The sequence below is a fragment of the Cupriavidus alkaliphilus genome, from assembly GCF_900094595.1.
Taxonomy (GTDB): Bacteria; Pseudomonadota; Gammaproteobacteria; order Burkholderiales; family Burkholderiaceae; genus Cupriavidus; species Cupriavidus alkaliphilus.
This window is the reverse complement of the sequence record NZ_FMAD01000013.1, coordinates 16,570-40,758: the sequence shown is the minus strand read 5'-3', so window position 1 is coordinate 40,758 and position 24,189 is coordinate 16,570. Positions and strand designations below refer to the sequence as shown.

General features: G+C 70.9%; 19 protein-coding genes. 17 read left to right on the top strand and 2 right to left on the bottom strand.

Annotated features, from left to right (window positions below; genetic code table 11):
- The first annotated feature begins 96 nt into the window (after window positions 1–96).
- From GA0116996_RS23335 to GA0116996_RS23325, 3 genes are read left to right on the top strand one after another with little or no spacing between them, the layout of a single operon-like run.
- Window positions 97–282: a DUF2970 domain-containing protein gene (locus GA0116996_RS23335; RefSeq protein ID WP_092316343.1), complete on the top strand. Its 186-nt coding sequence runs from the start codon at window positions 97–99 to the stop codon at window positions 280–282.
- A gap of 13 nt (window positions 283–295) precedes the next feature.
- On the top strand, window positions 296–1,621 hold the full coding sequence (locus tag GA0116996_RS23330) for a c-type cytochrome (protein ID WP_092316341.1): 1,326 nt from the start codon (window positions 296–298) through the stop codon (window positions 1,619–1,621).
- A gap of 7 nt (window positions 1,622–1,628) precedes the next feature.
- Entirely contained in the window at window positions 1,629–3,476 is a 1,848-nt protein-coding gene (locus tag GA0116996_RS23325; RefSeq protein ID WP_092316339.1) for an NAD(P)/FAD-dependent oxidoreductase, read from the top strand.
- Between the two features lie 7 nt (window positions 3,477–3,483).
- Here GA0116996_RS23325 and GA0116996_RS23320 read toward each other — a convergent pair whose 3' ends face one another.
- Together GA0116996_RS23320 and GA0116996_RS23310 are read right to left on the bottom strand one after the other, a co-directional pair.
- Complete coding sequence (locus GA0116996_RS23320; RefSeq protein ID WP_092316337.1) at window positions 3,484–4,386, bottom strand: acyltransferase; 903 nt, start codon at window positions 4,384–4,386, stop codon at window positions 3,484–3,486.
- 223 nt (window positions 4,387–4,609) lie between these two features.
- The gene (locus GA0116996_RS23310; RefSeq protein ID WP_092316543.1) at window positions 4,610–5,566 is read right to left on the bottom strand and encodes a SphA family protein; all 957 of its coding nucleotides are present in this window, start codon (window positions 5,564–5,566) and stop codon (window positions 4,610–4,612) included.
- Between the two features lie 246 nt (window positions 5,567–5,812).
- On the opposite strand from GA0116996_RS23310, the gene GA0116996_RS23305 reads away from it, so the two are divergent.
- The 14 genes from GA0116996_RS23305 (at window position 5,813) to GA0116996_RS23240 (ending at window position 24,170) form a co-directional block, all read left to right on the top strand.
- Entirely contained in the window at window positions 5,813–6,598 is a 786-nt protein-coding gene (locus GA0116996_RS23305; protein WP_092316333.1) for a hypothetical protein, read from the top strand.
- A 49-nt stretch (window positions 6,599–6,647) separates the two neighbouring features.
- Window positions 6,648–7,796 carry a BamA/TamA family outer membrane protein gene (locus tag GA0116996_RS23300; protein WP_167355543.1) on the top strand — a complete coding sequence of 383 codons (1,149 nt, stop codon included), beginning with the start codon at window positions 6,648–6,650 and terminating at the stop codon, window positions 7,794–7,796.
- 128 nt (window positions 7,797–7,924) lie between these two features.
- Window positions 7,925–9,169, top strand: a complete 1,245-nt coding sequence (locus GA0116996_RS23295) for a formylglycine-generating enzyme family protein (protein ID WP_092316329.1) — start codon at window positions 7,925–7,927, stop codon at window positions 9,167–9,169.
- A gap of 58 nt (window positions 9,170–9,227) precedes the next feature.
- Window positions 9,228–10,301 (top strand): HAD family hydrolase, encoded by a 1,074-nt coding sequence (locus GA0116996_RS23290; RefSeq protein WP_092316327.1) that lies wholly within the window; start codon window positions 9,228–9,230, stop codon window positions 10,299–10,301.
- A 54-nt stretch (window positions 10,302–10,355) separates the two neighbouring features.
- Window positions 10,356–12,113, top strand: coding sequence for an arylsulfatase (locus GA0116996_RS23285; protein WP_092316325.1), 1,758 nt, complete (start codon window positions 10,356–10,358; stop codon window positions 12,111–12,113).
- 69 nt (window positions 12,114–12,182) lie between these two features.
- A complete protein-coding gene (locus tag GA0116996_RS23280; protein WP_092316323.1) occupies window positions 12,183–14,828 on the top strand; it encodes a fused MFS/spermidine synthase in 2,646 nt (881 codons plus the stop codon).
- Window positions 14,825–15,799, top strand: a complete 975-nt coding sequence (locus GA0116996_RS23275; protein WP_092316321.1) for an AAA family ATPase — start codon at window positions 14,825–14,827, stop codon at window positions 15,797–15,799. Before GA0116996_RS23280 ends, GA0116996_RS23275 begins: the two co-directional genes overlap by 4 nt.
- Window positions 15,800–15,818: 19 nt before the next feature.
- Window positions 15,819–16,841, top strand: a complete 1,023-nt coding sequence (locus tag GA0116996_RS23270) for a DUF58 domain-containing protein (RefSeq protein WP_092316319.1) — start codon at window positions 15,819–15,821, stop codon at window positions 16,839–16,841.
- Window positions 16,838–17,353, top strand: coding sequence for a DUF4381 domain-containing protein (locus tag GA0116996_RS23265; protein ID WP_092316317.1), 516 nt, complete (start codon window positions 16,838–16,840; stop codon window positions 17,351–17,353). The genes GA0116996_RS23270 and GA0116996_RS23265 overlap by 4 nt, the downstream gene beginning before the upstream one ends.
- Complete coding sequence (locus tag GA0116996_RS23260) at window positions 17,340–18,398, top strand: VWA domain-containing protein (protein WP_092316315.1); 1,059 nt, start codon at window positions 17,340–17,342, stop codon at window positions 18,396–18,398. The genes GA0116996_RS23265 and GA0116996_RS23260 overlap by 14 nt, the downstream gene beginning before the upstream one ends.
- Complete coding sequence (locus tag GA0116996_RS23255) at window positions 18,398–20,059, top strand: VWA domain-containing protein (RefSeq protein ID WP_092316313.1); 1,662 nt, start codon at window positions 18,398–18,400, stop codon at window positions 20,057–20,059. Before GA0116996_RS23260 ends, GA0116996_RS23255 begins: the two co-directional genes overlap by 1 nt.
- 11 nt (window positions 20,060–20,070) lie before the next feature.
- Window positions 20,071–21,447 carry a BatD family protein gene (locus GA0116996_RS23250; RefSeq protein WP_092316311.1) on the top strand — a complete coding sequence of 459 codons (1,377 nt, stop codon included), beginning with the start codon at window positions 20,071–20,073 and terminating at the stop codon, window positions 21,445–21,447.
- 34 nt (window positions 21,448–21,481) lie between these two features.
- Complete coding sequence (gene aspT, locus GA0116996_RS23245) at window positions 21,482–23,179, top strand: aspartate-alanine antiporter (protein ID WP_092316309.1); 1,698 nt, start codon at window positions 21,482–21,484, stop codon at window positions 23,177–23,179.
- Window positions 23,180–23,291: 112 nt separating this feature from the next.
- Window positions 23,292–24,170, top strand: coding sequence for a class II glutamine amidotransferase (locus GA0116996_RS23240; protein ID WP_092316307.1), 879 nt, complete (start codon window positions 23,292–23,294; stop codon window positions 24,168–24,170).
- The last annotated feature ends 19 nt before the right edge of the window (window positions 24,171–24,189 follow it).

The following is a 24,189-nucleotide window of genomic DNA, read 5'->3' as shown; positions in this document are numbered from 1 at the left end:
AATTTTTCCAGTTATCTGATGCTGGTATGGCGGGCGGCGCCGGACCATAATCGGCCTCTCAACCCGATACCCGTTGCCGTTGTGCCAGGAGATGCCATGAACCCGTTGAGGCTGTTGCGGACCGTGCTGTGGGGCTTCTTTGGCCTGCGCCAGGGCAGCGAGCACCAGCGCGACCTGGACAACCTGCGCCCGGTGCCGCTGATCGCGACCGGCGTGGCCGTCGCCGCCGCACTGGTGGCCTGCCTGGTGCTGGCGGCCAACTGGGCCGTGTCGGCGGCATGACCTGACCGCACCCATGCGCTTCCCTGTTCACGGGCCGGGCCTGGCTGTGTCCCGCGCGTTGCGCAACCTGGCCGGCCTGGCGCTGGCGCTGCTGCTGCCCGCCGGCCTGGCGCAGGCCGCCGGCGACGCGCAGCAGGTCGAGCGCGGCCGCTACCTGGCCCGCATCGCCAACTGCGCCGCCTGCCATACCAGCGCGGGCGGCAAGCCCTTTGCCGGCGGGCTGCCGATCCGCACCGCGGTCGGCACGCTCTATTCGACCAATATCACGCCCGATGCCGGCACCGGCATCGGCGCCTACACGCTGGCCGAGTTCGACCGCGCCGTGCGTCACGGCGTGGCGCGCGACGGCAAGCGCCTGTATCCGGCCATGCCGTACCCGTCGTATGCGCGCATGCAGGGCGATGACGTGGCGGCCCTGTACGCCTACCTGCGCGCCGAGGTGGCGCCGGTGGCGCAGCGCAACCCCGCGCCGCAGATGCGCTGGCCGTTCGGCATGCGCGGACTGCTGGCGGTGTGGAACGTGCTGTTTCTCGATGACAAACCGGTCCGCAACGAGCCGTCGCGCGACGCCGCCTGGAACCGCGGCGCCTACCTGGTGCAGGCGGTGGCGCATTGCGGCGCCTGCCATACGCCGCGCGGCACGCTGTTCGCCGAGAAGGGCCTGGATGAGCGCAGCCGGCATTTCCTGTCCGGGGCCAGCGTGGAGGGATGGTCCGCCACCAACCTGACCGGCGACCAGCTCACCGGGCTGGGCGCCTGGTCGCGCGCGGACATCGCCGAATTCCTGCGCACCGGGCGCAATGCGCACGCGACCTCGTTCGGGCCGATGTCCACGGTGGTTTCCACCGCCACCCAGTACATGAGCCCGGCCGACCTCGACGCGGTTGCCGCCTACCTCAAGTCCCTGCCGGGCGCGCGCGGCGAAGACAAGCCGTTCCGGCACGATCCCGCCACCGCGCAGCAGCTGCGGCAGGGCCGCTTCGACCTGCCCGGCGCGCGCCAGTACGCGGTGTTCTGCATGCCTTGCCATGGTGCCGACGGCAAGGGCTTCGCCAGGGTATTCCCGCCGCTGGCCGGCAACCCGACCGTGGCCGATCCGGATCCGGCATCGCTGGTCAACCTGCTGCTCGACGGCGCCGTGACTGCACGGGTTGGGACCGCGCCGTCGGACTACCACATGCCTGGCTATGGCTGGACCCTGGACGACCAGGAGCTGGCCAACGTGCTGACCTTTATCCGGGGCAGCTGGGGCAACCGCGCCACGCCCGTGGCAGAGGCCGACGTAGCCGCGCGGCGCCGGGCGCTGGCCGCGCAGCGCCAGGCCGACGCCCAACCATGAGCCGCCGATGACGATCACCCGAAGAGACTTCCTCAATGGCACCGCGCTGGCCATTGCCGCGGGCCTGGCGCCAGCGCAGCTGCTGCACGCGCAGACGCGCGCGGGCGCGCCGGCCGCTGCGTACCCGCCGGCGCTGACCGGGCTGCGCGGCAACCATGCCGGCACCTACACGCTGGCCCACAGCCTGGCGCGCGAAGGCGCGAAATATCCCGCGGTGCTGGCGCGCGAGGCCTTCGACCTGGTGGTGGTGGGCGGCGGCCTCAGCGGCCTGGCGGCGGCGTGGTTCTACCGCCGCCGCTTCGGCGCCAACCGCCGCATCCTGATCCTGGACAACCACGACGATTTCGGCGGCCACGCCAAGCGCAACGAGTTCACGGTGCGCGGCAAGCGGCTGGTGACCTATGGCGGCAGCGCCGAGATGCCGGCAAGCGCGGCCGGCGACGCCGCGGTGCGCGAGCTGCTGGCCGGGCTCGGGCTCGATGCCGCGCGGCCGCCCGCCGCGTCCGCGGACCCGTATGCCGCGCTCGGCATGGGCCGCGCGGTGTTCTTCGATGCCGAGCACTTCGGGCGCGACCAGTGGGTGGCGGGCGACCCCTTCGGCGAAGCGATCGACGCGCGCAGCGGCGCGCGCGCGGGCGGCCCGGACGCGGCGGCGCTGTCGCGCTTTCTGGACCGCGCGCCGTTGCCCGCGGCGGACCGCGCCGCGCTGGCGCGGCTCGCCGCCGGCACCACCGATTACCTGCCGGCGCTGTCGGGCGCCGAACGCAGCGCGGCGCTGCGCACCATGCGCTACGCCGCCTTCCTGCGCGACAGGGCCGGCATCGGCCTGGCCGGGCAGCGCTTCCTGCGCAGCCGCAGTCTCGATGCCTACGCGCTCGATGCCGACGGCATCTCGGTGGCCGACGCCATCGCCATCGGCCTGCCCGCCGGCGCCAACATGCCGGCGCCGGCGGGCAATGCGCGGCTGGGCAAGTCGCCCGGTTCGCGGCTGTGGTTTGCCGATGGCAATGCCTCGCTGGCGCGGCTGCTGGTGCAAAGCCTGATCCCGGGCGTGGCGCGCATGGCCGCGCCGGCGCAGGTGGTATCGGCAGCGTTCGACTACGGCCGCCTGGATCGCGAAGGCGACCCGGTGCGCCTGCGCCTGAACAGCACCGCGATCGCGGTCGAGCCCGACGGCCCGATCACGCGCGTCACCTATGGCTTCAGCGGCAACCTGCATCGGGTCGAGGCGCGCCACGTGGTGCTGGCCGGCTACAACATGATGATCCCGTACCTGCTGCCGTCGCTGCCGGCGCAGCAGAAGGCCATGCTGCACAACGAGGCCAAGGCGCCGCTGGTCTATACCAAGGTGGCGCTGGACCAATGGCAGGCGTTTGCCGCGCTGCGCACGCGCCGCATCCATGCGCCCGCCATGCCCTACACCGATCTCTGGCTGGAGCCGCCCGCGGGCCGGGAACCCTCCGACCCGGCGGTGCTGCACATGCTCTATGTGCCGACCGTGCCCGACAGCGGCATGCCCGCGCGCGACCGCTTCCGCGCCGGCCGCGCCTTGCTGCTGGGCACGCCCTTCGATGCGATGGAGCGCGACATCCGCGCGCAGCTCGACCGCATGCTGGGGCACCAGGGCTTTGCCTCGAAGGACGTGATCCGCGGCATCACCGTCAACCGCTGGGCGCACGGCTACAGCTACATGCCCGACAGCCTGGCCGGCGAGAACGTGGCGCCCGAGGCGGCGTGGCCCGGGCTGGCCGGCGTCGGCAACATCAGCATCGCCAACAGCGACAACGCCGGCAGCCCTTCGCTGACGGCGGCGGTGGCGCAGGGCAAGCGCGCCGTCGAGCGGTTGCCGGGCTAGCCCCGGCTCAGCCCCGGCGCGGCGGCGTCAGCGCGTCGATCTCCGCATCCTTGGCCTCCCATTGGCGTGCCAGCCAGTGGTGAAATTCGGTGCGGAAGGCCTTGTCGCTGCCGTAGTCGGCGTTGCAGAAGGACGGCGGCACCGGCAGCTGGCGCATGCGCACCAGCACCGGGCCCGCCCGCCCGCAGGCCAGGTCCCAGAAGCCCGGCGCGCCTTGCGGGTAGACGATGGTGACATCGATCAGCGAGCGGAACTTGTCGCCCATCGCGTTCAGCGCCACCGCCAGCCCGCCGGCCTTGGGCTTGAGCAGGTGGCGGTAGGGGGAAGCCTGCGCGGCGTGCTTGGCCGCGGTAAAGCGCGTGCCTTCGGCAAACACCATCACGCTGGTCGGCACCAGCGAGAACTTGGCGCAGGCGCGCCGGGCGGTTTCCTGGTCCTGGCGCCGCAAGGCCGGATTGCGGCGCAGCTCGGCCTTGCCGTGGCGCTTCATGAACGGGAAGCCCAGCGCCCACCAGGCCAGGCCGATCACCGGCACATAGATCAGCTGCTGCTTCAGGAAGAACTTCAGCAGCGGGATGCGGCGGTTCAGCGCCCGCTGCAGCACGAAGATATCGGCCCACGACTGGTGGTTGCAGTTGACCAGGTACCAGTCGGCATAGCGCAGCTCCTGGTGGCCCCGGATGTCCCAGGGCTCGCGCTGGATCCACGCGAACCAGCCGGCGTTGCCGGAGATCCAGGCGGTGGCGATGCCATTGAGCAGCGGGTCGATGCGACGCCTGGCCGCGGCGAACGGCAGCGCCAGCTTCAGCAGCGCCAGCGGAAACAGCAGCGCGCACCAGAACAGAGTGCTGGCGATCAGCAGGGTCCAGCTGAGGATGCCGGTGACAAAGGCGAAGCGGCCGCGCGGCACCAGTGCCCGGCGGCGTGGCGGCGCGGCGGGGGCGGCGAAGGCGGGCTGGCTGGTGTCGGCGGAATCGGGGGTGGCGGTGGAAGCGGGGGAAGCGGTGGAAGCGGTGGAAGAAGAGGGCAACGTCGTCATGGGCGCCAGTTTGCAGGCAGGAAAGGAATTGGAGCTTGCGCTTGATCAACGCGGACGCTGACTCGTGGGTATCTCAAGTTGACGCGTGATGCCTTCAGAACACCAGGGTCGCCGTGCCCATAAAGGTGTTGGTACTCTTCAGCCGGTTCTTGCTCGCCACCGAGGGCACCCAGCGCAGGCCCAGCGACAGCAGGCTTTTGGCGCCGACCTTGGTGTCGTAGGTGACGATCGGGCCCACCGCCCAGTCGTGGCCGCGGAAGCCGTTCAGGCGGTCCGCCAGCGGCCCGCTGTCGTCGCCCAGCTGCTGCGTCGTGCCGGCGATCAGGCCCACGCCGGCGCCGTTGGCAAAGCGCTTGAGCAGCATCGTGTCGAGGGTGAACAGCGGCGCGTTCTGGTAGTCGGTGGCGTGGTTGCGGGTGTAGAACTGGATGCCGGCAACGGCGTCGAACTCGAGCCCGTGTTCAGGGAACAGCCTGGTGTAGGCCACCTGCGGAATGAAAGTCCAGTTGTTCAGGCTGGGATTGGCCAGCGCGTTGGGATCGTACTTGCCGGTCGGCGCCCACACGTTCAGGCTCAGCGCCACGTGTTCGGTCCTGGAAAAATGGTAGCCCGCGATGACCGGCGCGAACGAGATGTCGAACAGGTTCGAGGCGGTGTCCTGGGTGCTGGCGCCGCGGCCGCCGACGGCAAGGTTGGCCGTGACCTTGGTCCACACATAGGGCAGGGTAAAGCTGGAGGCGAAGTTCCAGGCGCCGGTGTCGGTGTCCCACACTTTCATCACCGTGGCCAGGGTGAAGGCGATCTTGCCGTCGATGCCGGCCGAGGCCTTGCCTGCGATCGGCACGGTGCGGCTGCCGCCGATCGAGCCGTCGAGGTAGATCTCGCCGACATTGACGATCAGCGCCGGCTCGGGCGACACCACCCCCGCATTGGGGACCACGCTGGTGCCGGTGACGGGACGCCCGAGCGCGCCTTCGGTGGCGTGGGCGCCGGCGCAGGCAAGCAGCAGCGGGGCAGTCATGGCAAGCCGTTGTGCGAAAGTCTTTGGCATGGGCATCAACAGGTAGGACAGGCCTGGCAGCGCGTGCGGGCGGTGCCCGCGCCGGTTCTTCGACATTGCATACTAGCAGCAAACCCCCGCTTCACTGTTGGGGCGAAAACACGCAAAAACTTTCATTACGCCATCGCAAATATTTACTTCACAAGGCCGAAGCCGCTCTGCCATGATGCTCTCGCCATTTTTGAGCGGCGATGGTAGCGATTTCATTGAACGCGGCCTCCGGGGGTAAATGTGTTCATGCAGAAGTCCAGGTGTGTTGCAGTGTGCGTGGCGGCGGTGGCGCCGGTGTTTGCCTTCGCCGCCGGCCCGTCGAGCGACGACATGAATGCGTCGAACAATCCGCTGAGCCCGACCATTACCCTGAACCTGCAGGACCAGTACGTGGGGCGTTATTACGGGCTGGGCGACGAGGACGGCAATAGCGTGCTGCTGCGCGGCACCGTGCCGCACAAGCTGTTCGGGCTGCCGCAGATCGTCCGCTTCACCCTGCCGGTGGTCACCACGCCCGGCGTTGCGCCCGAGGGCAGCAAGACCGGGCTGGGCGACCTGAACCTGTTCAACCTGGTGCTGGTGAAAGGGCTGGGCATGGAGTGGGGCATCGGCCCACAGCTGACCATTCCCACCGCTTCGCGCGACCAGACCGGCACCGGCAAGTGGCAGGCCGGCCTGGCGGCGGTGGGCATCTCGCCGCAGCAATGGGGCCTGCTGGGTGGCCTGGTGACCTGGCAGCATTCCTTTGCCGGAGCGGGCGACCGCCCCACGCAAGATAACCTGAGCGCGCAGCCGTTCGTGATCTACAACCTGCCACAGGGCTGGTACCTGCGCAGCAGCGCGACCTGGAATTTCGATCTCAGGCGTGGCAGCTATTACATCCCGGTCGGCGTTGGCGCCGGCAAGATCTGGAAGATCGGCAAGGACACCTACAACCTGTTCGCCGAACCCCAGTGGACGCTGAAGCATGATGGCAGTGGCGTACCCAAGTTCCAGGTGTTCATGGGGCTGAATATCCAGTTCCCGCTTTAGCGCGAGCGGCGACGCCAAGGCACGACGCATGCCGATGATTCGTCCCGCCATGACAAGACGCCTTGCCGCGCTGTTGTCCGCACTGGCGGTGTGCTGGTGCGGCGGGGCATGGGCGCAGGCCGACGCGGCGGGCGAAAAGAAGCCGCTGTCGTTCTTCGATCCGGAAGACGGCGCGCTGGACATGAGCGACTTTCTGCTCAACCACAAGGGCGCGCTGCCGGTCCCCACCATCATCACGGAACCGGCGGTCGGCTACGGCGCCGGCCTCGGGCTGATGTTCTTCTCGCAATCGATGGCCGACGCGGCCGCCAGCGCCAGGGCCAGCGGCAAGGGGCCGGCGCCGCCCAACATCACCGGCATCGGCGGCGCGTATACCGAGAATGGCACCTGGGGCGCCGGCGTCGCCCATTTCCACACCTGGGACGGCGACCGCTACCGCTATCTCGGCGCACTGGCCAAGGTCGATGCCAACCTCGACTACTACGGCTTGCGCAACCAGCCGCGTGCCTATGAGCTGCGCGGGGTGTTCCTGGTGCAGCAGCTGCTGGTGCGCATCGCCGACACCCGCTGGTACGTGGGCCCGCGCTATGTGTATTTCGATTCGACCGCAACCTTCAAGTTTGGCGATGCCGGCGAGCTCGGCAGCTTCGACCGGACCCAGCGTATCGGCAAGGCCGGCCTGGTGATCGACTACGACTCGCGCGACAACATCTTCTACCCCAGCCGCGGCAGCTATGCCGAACTCGAGGCGCAGTTCGCGCGCGGCGGCTTCGGCAGTACCCAGTCGTTCAACATGTACAACGCACGCGGCTTTACCTGGCTGCCGCTGGCGCGCACCGTGATCCTCGGCCTGCGCGCCGATACGCGCTTTTCCAGCGGCGACGTGCCGTTCTATGCGCGGCCGTTCGTCGACCTGCGCGGCGTGCAGAAGGGGCGCTACCAGGACCGCAATGCACTCGTGGCGGAAATGGAATTGCGCTGGGACGTGACCCCGCGCTGGTCGCTGCTGGGCTTTACCGGTGTCGGCAAGGCCTATGGGCGCTGGCACGATTTTTCGGATGCTTCGACCATCTACAGCGTCGGCGCGGGCTTTCGCTACATGATCGCGCGCAAGCTGGGGGTGTCGATCGGCCTGGATGTGGCCCACAGCAAGGGCCAGAACGCGTTCTATATCCAGGTGGGCAGCGCCTGGCGCTGAGGCGCTGCAGCTGCGAAAAAGCTTAATTCACTGCGCGCTGAAATCATAAAAAGCTGACTTCTGATTGAAGAAGCCATCTGACATCATTGTTTGCGCTGAATCAGAGCGGTTTTTGCAGAGACAATGGAATGAGCGGACAACGTGAAGGTGGCAATCCCGACGCAGGTGCGGGGCGTTCCGGCTCGGCGGCACGGGTGTCAGCATGGCGCGGCGCAAGGCGGGTGTGGCTGCTGGCCCTGCTGGGTGCCGGGCTGGCCGCCGGCCTGGGCGGCAGCTACTGGTATCTGAAGGGCCGTACGCCGGCGGCGCCGGCTATCGTCGTCGGCGATGGCAAGAACGGTCCCGCCGGCATGGTGCGCGTGCCGGGCGGCGAATTCCTGATGGGCAGCGACAGCAAGATGGCGCAGCCCAATGAAAAGCCGGCGCACAAGGTGCGCGTGCAAGCGTTCTGGATGGACCGGCACCACGTCACCAACGCGGAATTCCGCAAGTTCGTCGAGGCTACCGGTTATGTCACCACTGCCGAGCGCGTGCCCGACTGGGAAACGCTGCGCGTGCAGCTGCCGCCCGGCACGCCGCGCCCGCCCGACAGCGCCATGGTCGCGGGCGGCATGGTCTTCGTCGGCACGCCGCGGCCGGTGCCGCTGCAGGATTACTCGCGCTGGTGGCGCTATGTGCCCGGCGCCGACTGGCGCCATCCGGCCGGCCCCGGCAGCTCGATCGAGGGCAAGGACAACCACCCGGTGGTGCAGGTCTCGTACGAAGACGCACAGGCCTATGCCAGGTGGGCCGGCAAGCGGCTGCCGACCGAGGCGGAATGGGAGTTCGCCGCGCGCGGCGGACTGGAGCAGGCAACCTATGCCTGGGGCGAGCAGTTCGCCCCCGATGGCAGGCAGATGGCCAACGTCTGGCAGGGCCAGCAGAACCAGCCGTTCCCGGTGGTCAGCCCCAAGGCGGGCGGGGCGCTTGGCACCAGCCCGGTCGGCACCTTCCCGCCCAACGGCTATGGCCTCGCCGACATGACCGGCAATGCCTGGCAGTGGGTGGCGGACTGGTACCGCGCCGACCAGTTCCGGCGCGAAGCCGGCAAGGCGCAGCCGATTGAAAACCCGATGGGCCCGCTGGTGTCCTGGGACCCGTCCGAACCCGGCGTGCCGGTCAACGCGCCCAAGCGCGTCACGCGCGGCGGCTCGTTCCTGTGCAACGAGGACTTTTGCCTGAGCTACCGCCCCAGCGCCCGGCGCGGCACCGACCCCTTCAACAGCATGTCGCACCTCGGCTTCCGGCTGGTGATGGATGAAGGCCGCTGGGCGGAAATGCAGCGGCGGCCGCCGGTGGCGATGGCCGGACCCGCCAACCCGGCAGCGCGCTGACGATGCGCGTGGACCACGATTCTTTCCGGCAGGACAACACGCGTCAGGAGCGAGCAATATGACCATGGCAGCGCCCCCCGCAATCCTTGCCAGCCACACGCGCAAGGCTATCGCCGCGCTGGCGCTGGCCGGCCTGGCGCTGGCCGGCTGCTCGACCTCCGCCACCGCGCCTGCCGCGCAGGATGAGGCCGCGCAGTCGGTGCAGACCGCGGCCACGGCGCTGCCGTCGTGGCGCGACGGTGCGGCCCGGCAGGCGCTGCTGAAATTCGTCGCCGACGTGACGCGGCCGGGTTCGCCCGGCTTCGTGCCGCCCGAGGAGCGCGTCGCCGTGTTCGACAACGACGGCACGCTGTGGAGCGAGCAGCCGCTGTACTTCCAGTTCTTCTTCCTGCTCGACCAGATCCGCGCCGCGGCGCCACAGCATCCGGAGTGGCGCAGCAACCCGGCCTTCAAGGCGCTGATGGCCAACGACATGCAAGGCCTGATGCGCAACGAAAAGGCGCTGGCCGCGCTGGTTGCCAAGGCCAACAGCGGCATGACCGTGGACGAGTACGACCGCACCATCCGCGACTGGCTGGCGAAGGCGCGGCATCCCAGGTTCAACCGGCCCTACACCGAACTGGTGTACCAGCCGCAGCTGGAACTGCTGTCCTACCTGCGCGCCAACGGCTTCAAGACCTACATCGTCTCGGGCGGCACCATCGATTTCATGCGGCCGTGGAGCCAGGCCATCTACGGCATCCCGCCCGAACAGGTGATCGGCTCCTCGCAGGCGGTGCGCTACCAGGTGCGCGACGGCAAGCCGGTGCTGGTGCGCGACCCCAAGCTGGATTTCATCGATGACGGGCCGGGCAAGCCGGTCGGCATCTACCGCCATATCGGCCGCCGGCCCATCCTCGCCGTGGGCAACTCCGACGGCGACCTGCAGATGCTGGAATACACCACGGGCGGCGACGGCCCGCGCCTGGCCGTGCTGGTGCATCACGACGATGCCGAGCGCGAGTTCGCCTATGACCGCCAGTCCAAGGTCGGCAAGCTCGACAAGGCCCTTGACGCGGCCCGCGCCAAGGGCTGGACGGTGGTGAGCATGAAGCGGGACTGGCAGCAGGTCTATCCGGCCGGCAAGCCATGACCACACGTATCAGCAGCAAACCGACCGTAACGGGTCAATGAGCGGAGGCGGGACATGCACAGAGTTGAAGAACGCATAGTCAGAGGGCGGAGTTCCAGGCTGGCGATGCTGGCCGTGGGCGCCGTGGTGGTCGCGCTGGCAGGCTGCGACAAGAAGGAAACCCCGCCCAAGGCGCAGCAGCCGGCGGCGCAGGCGCCTGCCCCGGCGCAGGGGCCGGCAGCGGCCGCACCGGCACCTGCCCGGGAAAATCCACCGGTCGCGACCAGTGCACCAGTTGCGGCGGCATCCGCGCCCGCGCTGGCGGCGCCGGCGGCGTCCAGCAAGAAGCCCAACATCCTGGTCATTTTTGGCGATGACGTCGGCCAGACCAACATCAGCGCCTACAGCCACGGCGTGGTGGGCTACCGCACCCCGAACATCGACCGCATCGCGCAGGAAGGGATGCTCTTCACCGACTACTACGGCGAGAACAGCTGCACCGCGGGGCGTTCCACCTTCATCACCGGCGAAGTGGGGCTGCGCACCGGCCTGCTCAAGGTCGGCGTGCCGGGTGCGCCGGTGGGCCTGCAGGCGCAAAACGTGACCATTGCCCAGGCGCTGAAGCCGCTTGGCTATGCCACCGGCCAGTTCGGCAAGAACCACCTCGGCGACCGCAACGAGTACCTGCCCACCGCGCACGGCTTCGACGAGTTCTTCGGCAACCTCTATCACCTGAACGCGGAAGAGGAGCCGGAGCGTCCGTACTACCCGAAGAACGACCAGGCCTGGGTCAAGGCCAACGCCCCGCGCGGCGTGATTCACTCCTTTGCCGACGGCAAGGTCCAGGACACCGGGCCGCTGAACCGCAAACGCATGGAGACCATCGACGACGAGACCACGGCGGCGGCGATCGGCTTCATGGACAAGCAGGTGAAGGCCGACAAGCCGTTCTTCGTGTGGATGAATACCACGCGCATGCACATGTTCACCCACGTGCGCGAATCCATGCGGGGGCAGAGCGGCATGCCCGGCAACGAGTATGCCGACGGCATGCTCGAGCACGACGGCCACGTCGGCAAGCTGCTCAAGGCGCTCGACGACCTGAAGGTGGCCGACAACACCATCGTGATCTACAGCACCGACAACGGCCCCAACCAGTTCAGCTGGCCCGATGCCGCGACCACGCCGTTCCGCAGCGAAAAGGACACCAACTGGGAAGGCGCGTTCCGGGTGCCGGCGATCATCCGCTGGCCGGGCCGGATCAAGCCCAATACGGTGTCCACCACGATGATCTCCGGGCTCGACTGGTTCCCGACGCTGCTGGCCGCGGCCGGCGATACCGATATCAAGGATCGCCTGCTCAAGGGCACCAGCATCGGCGGCAAATCGTTCAAGGTGCATCTCGACGGCTACAACTTCCTGCCGTACCTGACCGGGCAGAGCAATACCGGGCCGCGCCAGGACTTCTACTACTTCAACGATGACGGCGTGCTGGTGGCCATGCGCCACAACGACTGGAAGTTCGTGTTCTGCGAGCAGCGCCAGCCGGGGGGCTTCCAGGTCTGGGCCAACCCGTTCACCTGCCTGCGCGTGCCCAAGGCATTCAACCTGCGCATGGATCCGTATGAGCGGGCGGATGTCGTCTCCGACCAGTATTACGACTGGACCGCGAAGAACGCGTACATGATCAGTTATGCGTCTTCCCGCGTTGCGCCGTTCCTGCAGTCCTTCAAGGACTACCCGCCCAGCCAGCGCCCCGCGAGCTTCACCATCGACCAGATGACCGAGGCGGTGATGTCGTCGCTCGACAAGGGCGCGGCCGGCGCCAAGTAGCCTCCGGCATGACCGGCCAGCCGGCTCCCGCTGCAGGGGCTGGCTGGCCCATTCCACAGGGATCGCACCATGGTAGAAGCGCGCGCCGGCGCAAGCTCCGGCAAGGATAAGGTGCGGTACGCGACGGCCACCAACGGGCATGAAGCCCGGGCCGCGCAGGCGGGGCAGGATCGGCTGGCATGGCATGGCGCCGCGCTGGTGCCTGCCCTGCTGCTTTTTGCCTCGGGCAGCGCGGGGCTGGTGTTCCAGGTGCTCTGGATCAGGCAGCTTGCGCTGGTGGTGGGCGTCGAGGTGCACGCCGTCACCACCGCCGTGAGCGCGTTCTTCGGCGGCCTGGCCTTGGGCGGCTGGGTCTTCGGCCGCCTCGCCGACCGCCACGGCGATCCGCTGCGGCTGTACGCGTGGCTGGAAATCGCGGTGCTGGTGCTGGGCGTCGGCGCGACGCTGGCCCTGGCGCGGGCCGCCGCGCCGTTTGCCTGGCTGGAGAGCCGGGTGGGCCTGCTGGCGTGGGCGTTGCCGTTCCTGCTGGTGATCCTGCCGGCCGCCGCGATGGGCGGCACGCTGCCGGTGCTGATGCGCGTGCTGGGGTCGCGCCCGGACCGCGTTGGCACCCACGGCGGGCGGCTCTATGCCGCCAACACCGCCGGCGCGATCGCCGGCACGCTGCTGGCGGGCTTTGTGCTGGTGCCCGGGCTTGGCATCCTCGGCAGTGCCATCGCGGCGGGCGCGCTCAACGGCGTCGCGGCACTGGCGGCCTGGTGGCTGTCCGCGCGCACGCGGACCGCGCCCGTTGCAGGCGCGCCCGGCATGGCACGTGCCGCGGCTGCCGCCGGCGACGTCGCCAACGGCCGGCTCGCGCTGCTGCTTTACGCCGCCGCCGGCGGCATCGCACTGGGCTACGAGGTGGTCTGGTCGCAGGCCATCGTGCAGTTCCTCAGCACGCGCACCTTCGCTTTCACCGTGGTGCTGGCCACCTACCTGGCCGGGCTCGCCATCGGCAGCGCGCTGGCCGCGCGCCATGCCGACCGCGTGCGCGACCCGTGGGGCGCGTTCGGGCTGCTGGTGGCGGCGGCCGGGCTGGTGGCTTTGCTGGAATTCGTGCTGCTGGGCGAATGGCTGCTGCGCGCACAGGGCAGCCTGTCGGCGTGGGTGCAGGCGCTGACCGCCAGCCCGCTGCTGGCGGCCTGCGCGCGCTTTGCGCTGGCCGCGCTGACGGTGGTGTTCGTGCCGACGCTGCTGCTGGGCGCGGCGTTTCCGTTCGTGCTGCGCGTCAGTGTCGACAGCCGGCGCATCGGCGCGGGCGTGGGCAGCGTGATCGCGCTCAACACGCTCGGCGGCATCGCCGGCACGGCGCTGGCCGGCTTCGTGCTGGTGCCGTACCTGGGCCTGGTGCGCACGCTGTCGCTGCTGGCGGTCGCGGCGGCGGTGGTTGGCGTGGTGGCGGTGGCGCTGGGCAGCGGGGTGCGGCCCGCGGCGCGCTGGGCGGTGCCGATGCTGGGCGTGCTCGCGGTGATCGCCGCCGCGCTGGCGCCGCCCGACCGGCTCGCCACGCTGCTGGCGCGGGCGCGTGGCGGCGAACTGGTGTTCTACGAGGAAGGGCGCGGCGCCACCGTGGCGGTGGTCGAGCAAAGCTCCGCCACCAACCGTTTCCGGCGCCTCTACATCCAGGGCGTGTCCAATTCCGGCGATGCCATGACCTCGCAGCGCTATATGCGGCTGCAGGCGCTGCTGCCGTTGATCGTGCACAACGGCACGCCGAAGTCGGCGCTGGTGATCGGGCTGGGCACCGGCATCACGGCGGGCGCGACGCTGGCGTGGCCGGGGCTGGAGCGGCGCGTGGTGGCGGAGCTGTTGCCGCCGGTCGCGCGCGCGGTGCCCAGCTTCAAGGGGAATTTCGGCGTTGCCACCGACCCGCGCGTGGAGATCCGGCTGCGCGACGGCCGGCGCGAGTTGCTGCAGAGCCCGCAGCAGTACGACCTGGTCACGCTGGAGCCGCCGCCGCCGTCGGCCGCCGGGGTTGCCAACCTGTATTCGACCGATTTCTACCGGCTCGCGGCGGCGCGGCTGCAAGCCGGCGGGCTGGTGGCGCAGTGGCTGCCGCTGCCGACGCAGAACGACGAAGACACGCGCATGCTGGTGCGCAGTTTCCTGGACGTGTTCCCGCACGCCACGCTATGGACCACCGAGCTGCACGAGATGCTGCTGGTCGGCTCGATGTCGCCGCTGGCGCTGGATGTGGCGCAGGTCCGTGCACGCTTTGCGCAGCCCGAGGTCGCCGCGGCGCTGCAGGCGGTGGGCGTGCGCTCGGCGGCGGCGCTGCTGGCCACCTGGGTCACCGACCGGGCCGGGCTGGACTGGTATGCGGCCGACGCCCCGGCCGTGAGCGACGACCGCCCGCGCATCGAGTACGCCGGCTGGGTCCGTGCCGATGCCTTCCCGCAATCGTTGTCCAGGCTGCTGGCGCTGCAAAGCGACCCGCCGCTGGCGGGCGCCGACGATGCCTTCTGGCGCGAGCTGCGCCACGAGCGCGAGATCCTGCACACGTTCTACCGCGCCGGCCTCGATGCCTACCGCGGCGACCGCGAAGCATGGGCCAGCCATATCACGCAGGCCATGCGCGCCGATCCCGACAATCCCTACTACGCATGGTTCGTCGGCGGCCAGGCCCGCCGCGCCCCGGCCGCACCAGGGAACGCACCAAGGAACGCCCCATGAGCACACGCGACGACGTCCTGGCCCTGCAGCAGCGCATGGGCGAATCGATCGTGGGCCAGCAGCGCATGATCGAGCGCCTGCTGCTGGGCCTGCTGGCCGACGGCCACCTGCTGGTGGAAGGCCTGCCGGGGCTGGCCAAGACCCGCGCCATCAAGATGCTGGCGCGCAACCTCGATGCGCGGCTGTCGCGCATCCAGTTCACCCCGGACCTGCTGCCGGCGGACATCACCGGCTCGGAGATCTACTTCAGCGAAGGCGGCAAGGGCGAGTTCCGCTTCCAGCCCGGCCCGGTGTTCGCCAACCTGGTGCTGGCCGACGAGGTCAACCGCTCGCCGGCCAAGGTCCAGGCGGCGCTGCTGGAGGCGATGGAAGAGCGCCAGGTCACCGTCGGCGGCACCACCCACAAGCTCGAGCCGCTGTTCCTGGTGATGGCGACGCAGAACCCGATCGAGCAGGAGGGCACCTACCCGCTGCCCGAGGCGCAGATGGACCGCTTCCTGATGCATGTCAGCGTGGGCTATCCCGAAGCGCAGGCCGAGGCCGACATCGTCAGGCTGGCGCGCGCGGAAGAGGCGGGCGGCGCGGCGGCTGGCGCGAGCGCCGCGGTGCGGCTCTCGCCCGAGGCCATCTTCGCCGCGCGCGCGGCCATCCATGGCATCCACGTCAGCGAGGCGGTCGAGCGCTACATCGTCGCGCTGGTGCAGGCCACGCGCGCGCCCAAGCCCGTCGACGACGACCTCGACCAGTGGATCCAGGTGGGCGTGAGCCCGCGCGGCTCGATCGGGCTGGACAAGGTGGCGCGCGCGCATGCGTGGCTGCACGGGCGCGACTTCGTCACGCCCGAGGATGTGCAGGCCGTGGTCGGCGATGTGTTCCGCCACCGGCTGATCCTGTCGTACGAGGCGCATGCCGCCGGCGTCAGCGCCGATGCCGTGATCGAGCGCCTGGTGCAGCAGGTGGCGGTGGCCTGAACGACCGCGAGGGCTTCCCATGCGCCTGCCGTTCCGCGCCATCGCCCGCGCCGCCCCGGCGGCGGCGCACCCACCGTCTTCGCAGGCGGTGCCCGGTGTCAGCGTCGATGCCGCGGCGCTGGCCCGGCTCGAGGTGGCCGCGCGCGACTTCCATTTCCTGCCGCGACAGCCGGTGCACAGCGTGCTGGCCGGGCGCCATGCCTCGCGCGTGCGCGGGCGCGGGCTGACCTTCGAGGAATTGCGCCTGTACCTGCCCGGCGACGATATCCGCAGCATGGACTGGCGCGTGACCGCGCGCACCGGCCGGCCCCATGTGCGCGTCTACACCGAGGAAAAGGACCGTCCGGTGCTGCTGGTGGTGGACCAGCGCATCAACATGTTCTTCGGCAGCCGGCGCGCGATGAAATCGGTCAGCGCGGCCGAGGCGGCGGCGCTGGCCGCGTGGCGCGTGCTCGCCGAAGGCGACCGCGTCGGCGGCGTGGTGCTGGGCGACGACCGCATCGAAGCGTTTGCGCCGCGCCGCAGCCGCGACGCGGTGCAGCAGCTGCTGGGCGGCATCGCGCGCTTCAACCAGGCCCTGCGCGCCGACGCGCCGGCGCGCCGCGCCGCGGGGCAGCTCAACGCGGCGCTGGAGCGCACCGCGCGCATGGCGCGCCACGACTGCCTGGTGATCGTCGTCAGCGATTTCGACGGCCATGACACCCGCACCCGCGACCTGATGCTGGCGCTGGCGACGCACAACGATGTGCTGACCATCCTGGTCCACGACCCGTTCCTCGGCGCGCTGCCGGGTTCGGGGCAGCTGGTGGTCAGCGACGGCGAGCTGCAGGTCGAGCTGGGCTTCGGCCACGCCGCCACGCGGCGCGGCATTGCCGGGTTTGCCGATGCCCGCGCCAGGTCGTTGCTGGACTGGCACCATGCCATGGGCGTGCCGCTGCTGCCGCTGTCCGCCGCCGAGGAGACCGCGCCGCAGTTGCGGCGGCTGCTGGGCCGGCCGCTGCAGCAGGCGCCGGTGCGGCAACGCGCGGGGGTGGCGCCATGAGCCTCACGCACAGCGCCGCCCCGGCGACCCTGGCAACGCTGGCCGACCTCGCCGTGCCGCCGCCGCCGTCGTGGACACCGCAGACCATCGGCTGGCCGATCGCCGGCGGCGTGCTGCTGCTGGCGCTGGCCTGGGCCGGCTGGCGCGCGTGGCGGCGCTACCGCGCCAACCGCTACCGGCGCGAGGCGCTGGCCGAACTGGCGGCGCTGCCGCGGGACCCGGACCCCGCACACCGCGCCGCGGCCTTGCGCGCGATGGCGGCGCTGCTCAAGCGCACCGCGCTGGCGGCGTGGCCGCGCGCGCAGGTGGCCAGCCTGGCCGGCGGCGGCTGGGCCGAGTTCCTGCGGGCGCATGCGGGGCGGGCACAGGATGTCGCGCCGCAGCTGGCGGCCCTGGTGCAAGACGCCGAGTACCGCGGCGACGCCGCGCTGGCGCAATGGCCCGACACCGAGGTGCGCGCCGTGGCCGCGGCATGCCGACGCTGGATCGCGGAGCACCATGTACCAGTTTGAATATCCCTGGCTGTTCGCGCTGCTGCCGCTGCCCCTGCTGCTGTGGTGGTGGCTGCCGCCGTACCGCGAGGAAAGCCCGTCGGTACGGCTGCCGTTCTTTGGCGAGGTCGCCAGTGCCGCCGGGCTGACGCCGGCCGCCGGCGCCGTGGTGCCGCGCCGCAACCGGCTGCAATGGGTGCTGGCGCCGCTGGCGTGGGTGCTGGTGGTGACGGCGCTGGCGCGGCCGCAGTACCTCGAGGCGCCGCTGCAGAAGGTGCAGCCCGCGCGCGACCTGCTGCTGGCGCTGGACCTGTCGCAGTCGATGGACACGCGCGACTTCCGCGATCCGTCCGGCGCGCTGATCCCGCGCGTGCAGGCGGTCCGGCAGGTGGTCAGCAATTTCGTGGCGCGGCGCCCGGGCGACCGCATCGGCCTGGTGGTGTTTGGCGACGCGCCATACCCGCTGGCGCCGTTCACGCTGGACCACCAGCTGGTGCAGACGCTGATTGCCGGCCTGCTGCCCGGCATGGCGGGGCCGAGCACGGCGCTGGGCGATGCCATCGGGCTCGGCATCAAGATGTTCGGGCACAGCGAAGCGCCGCAGCGCGTGATGATCGTGCTGACCGACGGCAACGACACCGCCAGCCGGATGCCGCCCGAGCGCGCCGGCGGCATCGCGCGCGAGCGCAAGGTGGTGGTGCATACCATCGGCATCGGCGACCCCAACGCCGCGGGCGAGCAGAAGGTCGACCTCGAGGTGCTGCAGCGGCTGGCGGCGCAGACCGGCGGGCGCTATTTCTTCGGCGCCGACCAGGCCGCCCTGGAGAGCATCTACGCGACCCTCGACCGGATCACGCCGCATGACCAGAAGACGCTGTCCTGGCGGCCGCGGCGCGAGCTGTTCATGTGGCCGCTGGGCACGGCGCTGGCGCTGGTGCTGGCGTACCAGCTGCTGATGTTCGGCTATTCGGCGTGGGTGGCGCGGCCCAGGCCACCCCGGGCCGAGGTGGCGGACGCGGCGGAAGCTCCAGGCGCGATGGCGGATGCCACCGGAGGCGGGCGCTGATGCCGGCCTGGCTCGACACGCTCGCTCACTTCCATTTCCTGCGCCCGTGGTGGCTGCTGGGGCTGCTGCCGGCCGCGCTGCTGGTGTGGGCGGTGCGGCGCCGCGGCGACGTGCGGCGGCGCTGGCGCGACACCATCGCGCCGCACCTGCTCGACGCCCTGATGCTCGGCGAACGCCGCCGCCTGGCGCTGCGCCCGGTGCACCTGACCGCACTGCTGCTGGCGCTGGGCACGGTGGCGCTGGCGGGCCCGAGCTGGCGCCAGGAGCGCCCGCCGTTCCTCGACGACAAGGCGCCGCTGGCGATTGCCGTGGACCTGTCGCACAGCATGGACGCCATCGACGTCACGCCCACGCGGCTGGAGCGCGCCAAGCTCAAGATCAAGGCGCTGCTGGCGCGCCGCGACGGCGGCCGCACCGCCATCTACGCCTATGCCGGCTCGACCCACCTGGTGCTGCCGCTGACCGATGACGCCAGCCTGCTGCAGACCTTCGCCGAGGCGCTGCAGACCCGCATCATGCCGGTCCCCGGGCGCGACATGGCGCAGGCGCTGCGCGTGATCGACGCCGACCTGAAGCATGAGCCAGTGCCCGGCACCATCCTGTTCCTGACCGATGGCGTCGACCCCGCCGCCGCGACGGCGTTCCGCGCCCAGGCCGACAGCGGCCGCAGCCAGCCGGTGGTGCTGGCGCTGGGCACCGAGCAGGGCGGGCCGCTGCGCAATGGCGCGGGCGGCTTGGTCGAGCAGGACGGAGCGCGCGTGTTTGCGCGGCTGGACGTGGCGGCGCTGGAGCGCTTCGGCGATGACAGCGGCGTGCCGGTGGCGACCTTCACGCCGGACAGCGACGACGACGTGGCCTGGGTGCAGCGCCACGTGCAGTCGCATCTCGAGCAGGTGCAGGCCGGGGACCGTACGCGCTGGAAGGATGAAGGCTGGTGGCTGGTGCCGCCGCTGGCGCTGCTGGCGATGCTGTGGTTCCGCAAGGGCTGGACCGTGCGCTGGAGCGCCGGCCTGCTGCTGGCGCTGGCGCTTGCCGCGCCGCCCGAGGCGCGTGCGCAGTCATCCGCGCCAGCCCCGCAAGCCAGCGCGGTACGCCCATGGCGCTTTGTCGACCTGTGGCTGACGCACGACCAGCAGGGCCGGCGCGCCTTCGAGCAGGGCGACTTTGCCCGCGCCGCGACCCTGTTCGACGACCCGATGTGGCGTGGCATCGCCCAGTATCGCGCCGGCCAGTACGCGCAGGCGGTGCAGAGCTTCGCGCGGGTCGATTCCGCGCAGGCGGACTACAACCAGGGCAATGCGCTGGCGCGGCAGGGCCAGTACCGGCAGGCCGCCGCGCGCTACCGCCAGGCGCTCAGGCGCCAGCCGCAGTGGCCAGCGGCAAGCGCCAACCTGGCGCTGATGGAAAAGCTGCTGGCGCAGCAGTTGCCGCAGGAAAAGCCGGATCCCGACGACGGCGAAGAGCCGCCCGACCTGCCGCCGGACCAGGTCAAGTACGACGCCGCGAAGCCGTCGGCGCCCGGCGGCAAGTCACTGCAGGTTGTCCTGACGCAGGACGCCGAGATGTGGATGCGCGCGATCCAGACCACGCCGACCGACCTGCTGCAGCGCAAGTTCGCGCTGCAGCACGGCCAGGCGGCGCCTGCACAGGACGCGCGATGAGGCGCCACGCCATGCCGCCTAGCGCGTGGCTGCGGCGCGCCGCGCCGCTGGTGCTGCTGCTGGCGGCGTGGCTGTGGCCGTGGCTGGCGCATGCGGCCGCCGCGCCCACCGTGCGCGTGGAGGTAAGCGCGCGCCAGCCGGTGCTGGTGGGCCAGCAGGTCGGCATCGATGTCACCATCCTGGCGCCCAACTACTTCCTGTCGGCGCCCGCGTTCCCGGCGCTCGAGGTACCGGGCGCGGTGGTCACCCAGCCCGACACGCGCGCGGTCAATTCCACGGAGACCATCGACGGCGTGACCTATGCCGGCATCCGCAAGAGCTACGCCTTTACCGCGGAGCAGGATGGCGAGTTCCGGCTGCCGGACGCGACCATCCGTTTTACCTACGCCGGCGATGACGGCGCGCCGCGCGAAGGCAGCGTCACCTTGCCCGTCACCACGATCCGGGCCGGCACGGGAGGCACGGGCACCGCGGCGGCGGGCGCCGCCTCCGGCCGGCGGTTGCTGCCGGTGGCGCGGCTCAGCGTGACGCAGACGCTGGACCATGACCCTGACCACGGCGTGGTCCGGCTGCATGCGGGCGATGCGCTGGTGCGCACCGTCACCACCTTTGCGCCGCAGACCCAGGCGATGATGATCGTGCCGCCGCATGCCGCGGCGCCGCGCGGCGTGCGCATGTTCCGCGCCGATGCGCGGCTGTCCGACCAGGCCCGCGACGCGCCGGGACCGGGCGGCACGCGCATCGATACGCTGACCTATGTCTTCGAGCGGCCCGGCACCTATACGCTGCCGGCGGTCACGGCGGACTGGGTCGATCCCGCCACGCGGCAGCCGGCCAGGTCCGAAGTGCCGGCGGTGAAGGTCGAGGTGGCGGCCGCACGCCATGCCGGGGCGCTGGCGCCGGGCGGGCCGCCGGCCGGCGCGCTGCCGGGCGAGGGCGGGCTGCCGTGGCGCACGCTGCTGTGGGCCGCGGGCGCGCTGCTCGGCGCCGCAGCGCTGGCGCTGCTGTGGCGGCGGCTGCGGCCGCGCCTGGCGCGCCTGCAGCAACGCCGCGCCGAGCGCCGCCGCGCCCGCGCCGAAGGCGCCGATGCACGGCTGGCGGCCACGTTGCGGGCCTGCCGCGCGGGCGATGCGGACGGCGCCAGCCAGGCGCTGGGCGGCTGGACCCGGGCCGCCCACGGCACCACGCCCGCGGCCTGGGCCGAAGCTGCCGGCGATGCCGCGCTGGCCGACGCCGTCACCGGCCTGCAGCGCTACCTCTACGGCGCGGCGCCGGCCCCGTCCGCCTGGGACGGCAACCCGCTCGCCCAGGCGCTGGGCCGCCACGCCAGGCCCGCGCCGCGACGCCGGCACCGGGTCGCGTCGGCGCTGCCACCGCTCAATCCCTGATCCCGCCGATTTCCACGAACCCAACCCGCGCCCCATGACCTGTACCGTTGAGCTCTTTGCCGCCAACCCGTTGCTGGTGCTGTTCATCACCGTCGGACTCGGCTACTTCGTCGGCAAGGCACGGGTCGGACCGATCCAGCTGGGGGGCGTGTGCGGCACGCTGATCGTCGCGCTGTTCATGGGGCAGACCGGCTGCCAGATGCATGGCGAACTGAAGGACATGGCCTTCGCCCTGTTTATCTTCGCCATGGGCTATTCCGGCGGGCCGCAGTTCTTCGCCAACCTGAACCGCTCGAGCCTGCGCTATATGGTGCTGCCGGTGGTGGAGGCGGTGGTGGTGCTGGCGATCGCGCTCGCTGCGGCGGCCTACCTGGGCTTCGATCCGGGTACCGCCGCCGGGCTGGCCGCCGGCGCCGCGACCGAGTCGGCGGTGGTGGGCACCGCCGCCGAAGCGCTCAAGCACCTGGGCCTGGATGCCGCCACCGTGGGCCGCTACGAGGCCAATATCGCCACCGCGTATACGCTGACCTACCTGGTCGGGCTGATCAGCATCGTGTTCTTCACCAGCCAGATCGCGCCGGCACTGCTCGGCATCGACCTGCGCAAGGCCGCGCGCGAGGTCGCGGCGCGCATGGAGGCCGCATCCGACGATGACGTCGCCACCCAGCCGGCGCTGCCGCGGCTGATCGGGCGCGCCTACTCGGTGCAGCAGGCCGCCGGCATGACGGTCAGCCAGCTGCAGCACCAGGTCGGCGGCCGGGCTTCGGTGGTCAAGGTGCTGCGGGGCGGGGCCAGCATCGAGCTGGGCGATGACGACGCCGTGCAGGCCGGCGATATCCTCGCCATGGTCGGCATCCGCAGCAACCTGCTGAAGGCCGCCGCGCTGATCGGCCCGGAAGTGCTGCTGCCCGAGGCGCACACCGATGCCATCCAGCTGGTGGAAAAGCAGGTGGTGGTGAACAAGCGCCGCGTCAACGGCAAGACCCTCGGCGAGCTGGCGCGCCTGGCCGGCGCGCGGCGGCTGCGCGAGGTCTGGGTGCTGGAAGTGCGCCGCTCGGGACTGTCGCTGCCGATCACGCGCTCGACGCCGCTGCAGCTGGGCGACGTGATCACCATCGTCGGGCTGGAGCCCTCGCTGTCCGAGGCCATCGGCGGCATCGGCGTGGAGGCCAGGGCCGCCGAGGTCACCGACCTGGTGTTCCTGTGCGTGGGCATCCTGGCCGGCCTGCTGGTGGGCACGCTGAGCGTGAGCGTGGGCGGCATGCACATCTCGCTGGGCAGCGGCGGCGGGGCGCTGCTGAGCGGGCTGGTGTTCGGTTGGCTCCAGTCGCGCAAGCCGTCGCTGGGCACCTTTCCGGCGTCGGCGGTGCAGATCCTGAAGGACCTCGGGCTGGCGGTGTTCGTCGCCTGCGTCGGGCTGTCGGCCGGGCCGGATGCGATCGCGCTGATCCGCGAGCACGGCGCGGTGCTGCCGCTGATCGGGCTGGCGGTGTCGCTCGGACCGGCGTGCCTGTCCTTGTGGATCGGGCACAAGCTGCTCAGGATCGAAGGCCCGCTGCTGGTCGGCGCGATTGCCGGACAGCATGTCAGCACCCCGGCGATCAGCGCGATCCTGGCCGCCAGCCAGAGCTCGGTGCCGCTGCTGGGCTACACCATCACCTATGCCATCGCCAACGTGCTGCTGCCGGTGCTGGGGCCGGTCATCGTCTCGCTGGCCTACCGCTTCACCTGAGCCACGGGTGCCTGACGGACCATTTCTTTGCCGTTCGCGCCGCGCCGTCCTACAACTGGAGTGGGTGGCGGAGGGCACCGCACCGCACCCGCACAGGACAAGGAGGAGCATCATGTGCCGCTGGCTGGCTTATTCGGGCAGATCCGTTGCATTGGAAACGGTGCTGTTCCAGCCGGAACACTCGCTGATCGACCAGAGCCTGAATTCCCGGCTCGGCCATACCACCACCAACGGCGACGGCTTCGGCGTCGGCTGGTACGGGCGCCATGCCGAGGTGCCGTTCCGCTACCGCTGCCTGCACCCGGCGTGGAGCGACACCAACCTGCGCGAGACCGCCAGGGCGGTGCGCGCGCCGATGTTCGTCGCCCACGTGCGCGCCGCCACCGGCACGCCGACGCAGGAAACCAACTGCCATCCGTTCCGCTTCGGCCGCTGGCTGTTCGTCCACAACGGCCTGATCCGCGACTATCCGCTGGTGCGGCGCGACCTGATGATGGCGGTGGCGCCGCACCTGTTCCGCTGGATCGAGGGCTCGACCGATTCCGAGGTGATGTTCTTCCTGGCGCTGACCTTCGGGCTGGAGCGCGACCCGGTCGGCGCGCTCGAGCAGATGGCCGGGCTGATCGAGGACGTCGGCCAGCGCCACGACGTGCAGTTCCCGCTCAACATGACGGTGTGCGTGACCGACGGCCGGCAGATCGTGGCGGTGCGCTATTCGAGCGAGACCAACTCGCGCTCGCTGTTCCACAGCACCTCGTTCCGGCAGCTGCGCGAACTCTATCCGGATGACCCACGCATCGCCGCCGCGGGCGACGACGCCTTCCTGGTGCTGTCGGAGCCGCTGATCGACGTGCAGGGCGTGTGGGAGGAGATTCCCGAGGGCACCATCCTGGTGGCGCGCGGCGGCCAGATCGAGCGCCACCGCTTCGTGCCGCGCCTGCCGAGCCAGCCGGCAGTGCACGCCGCCCAGCGCAACGCGGCCGCGGGCTGAGGCCGCGGGTTCGGCGGCA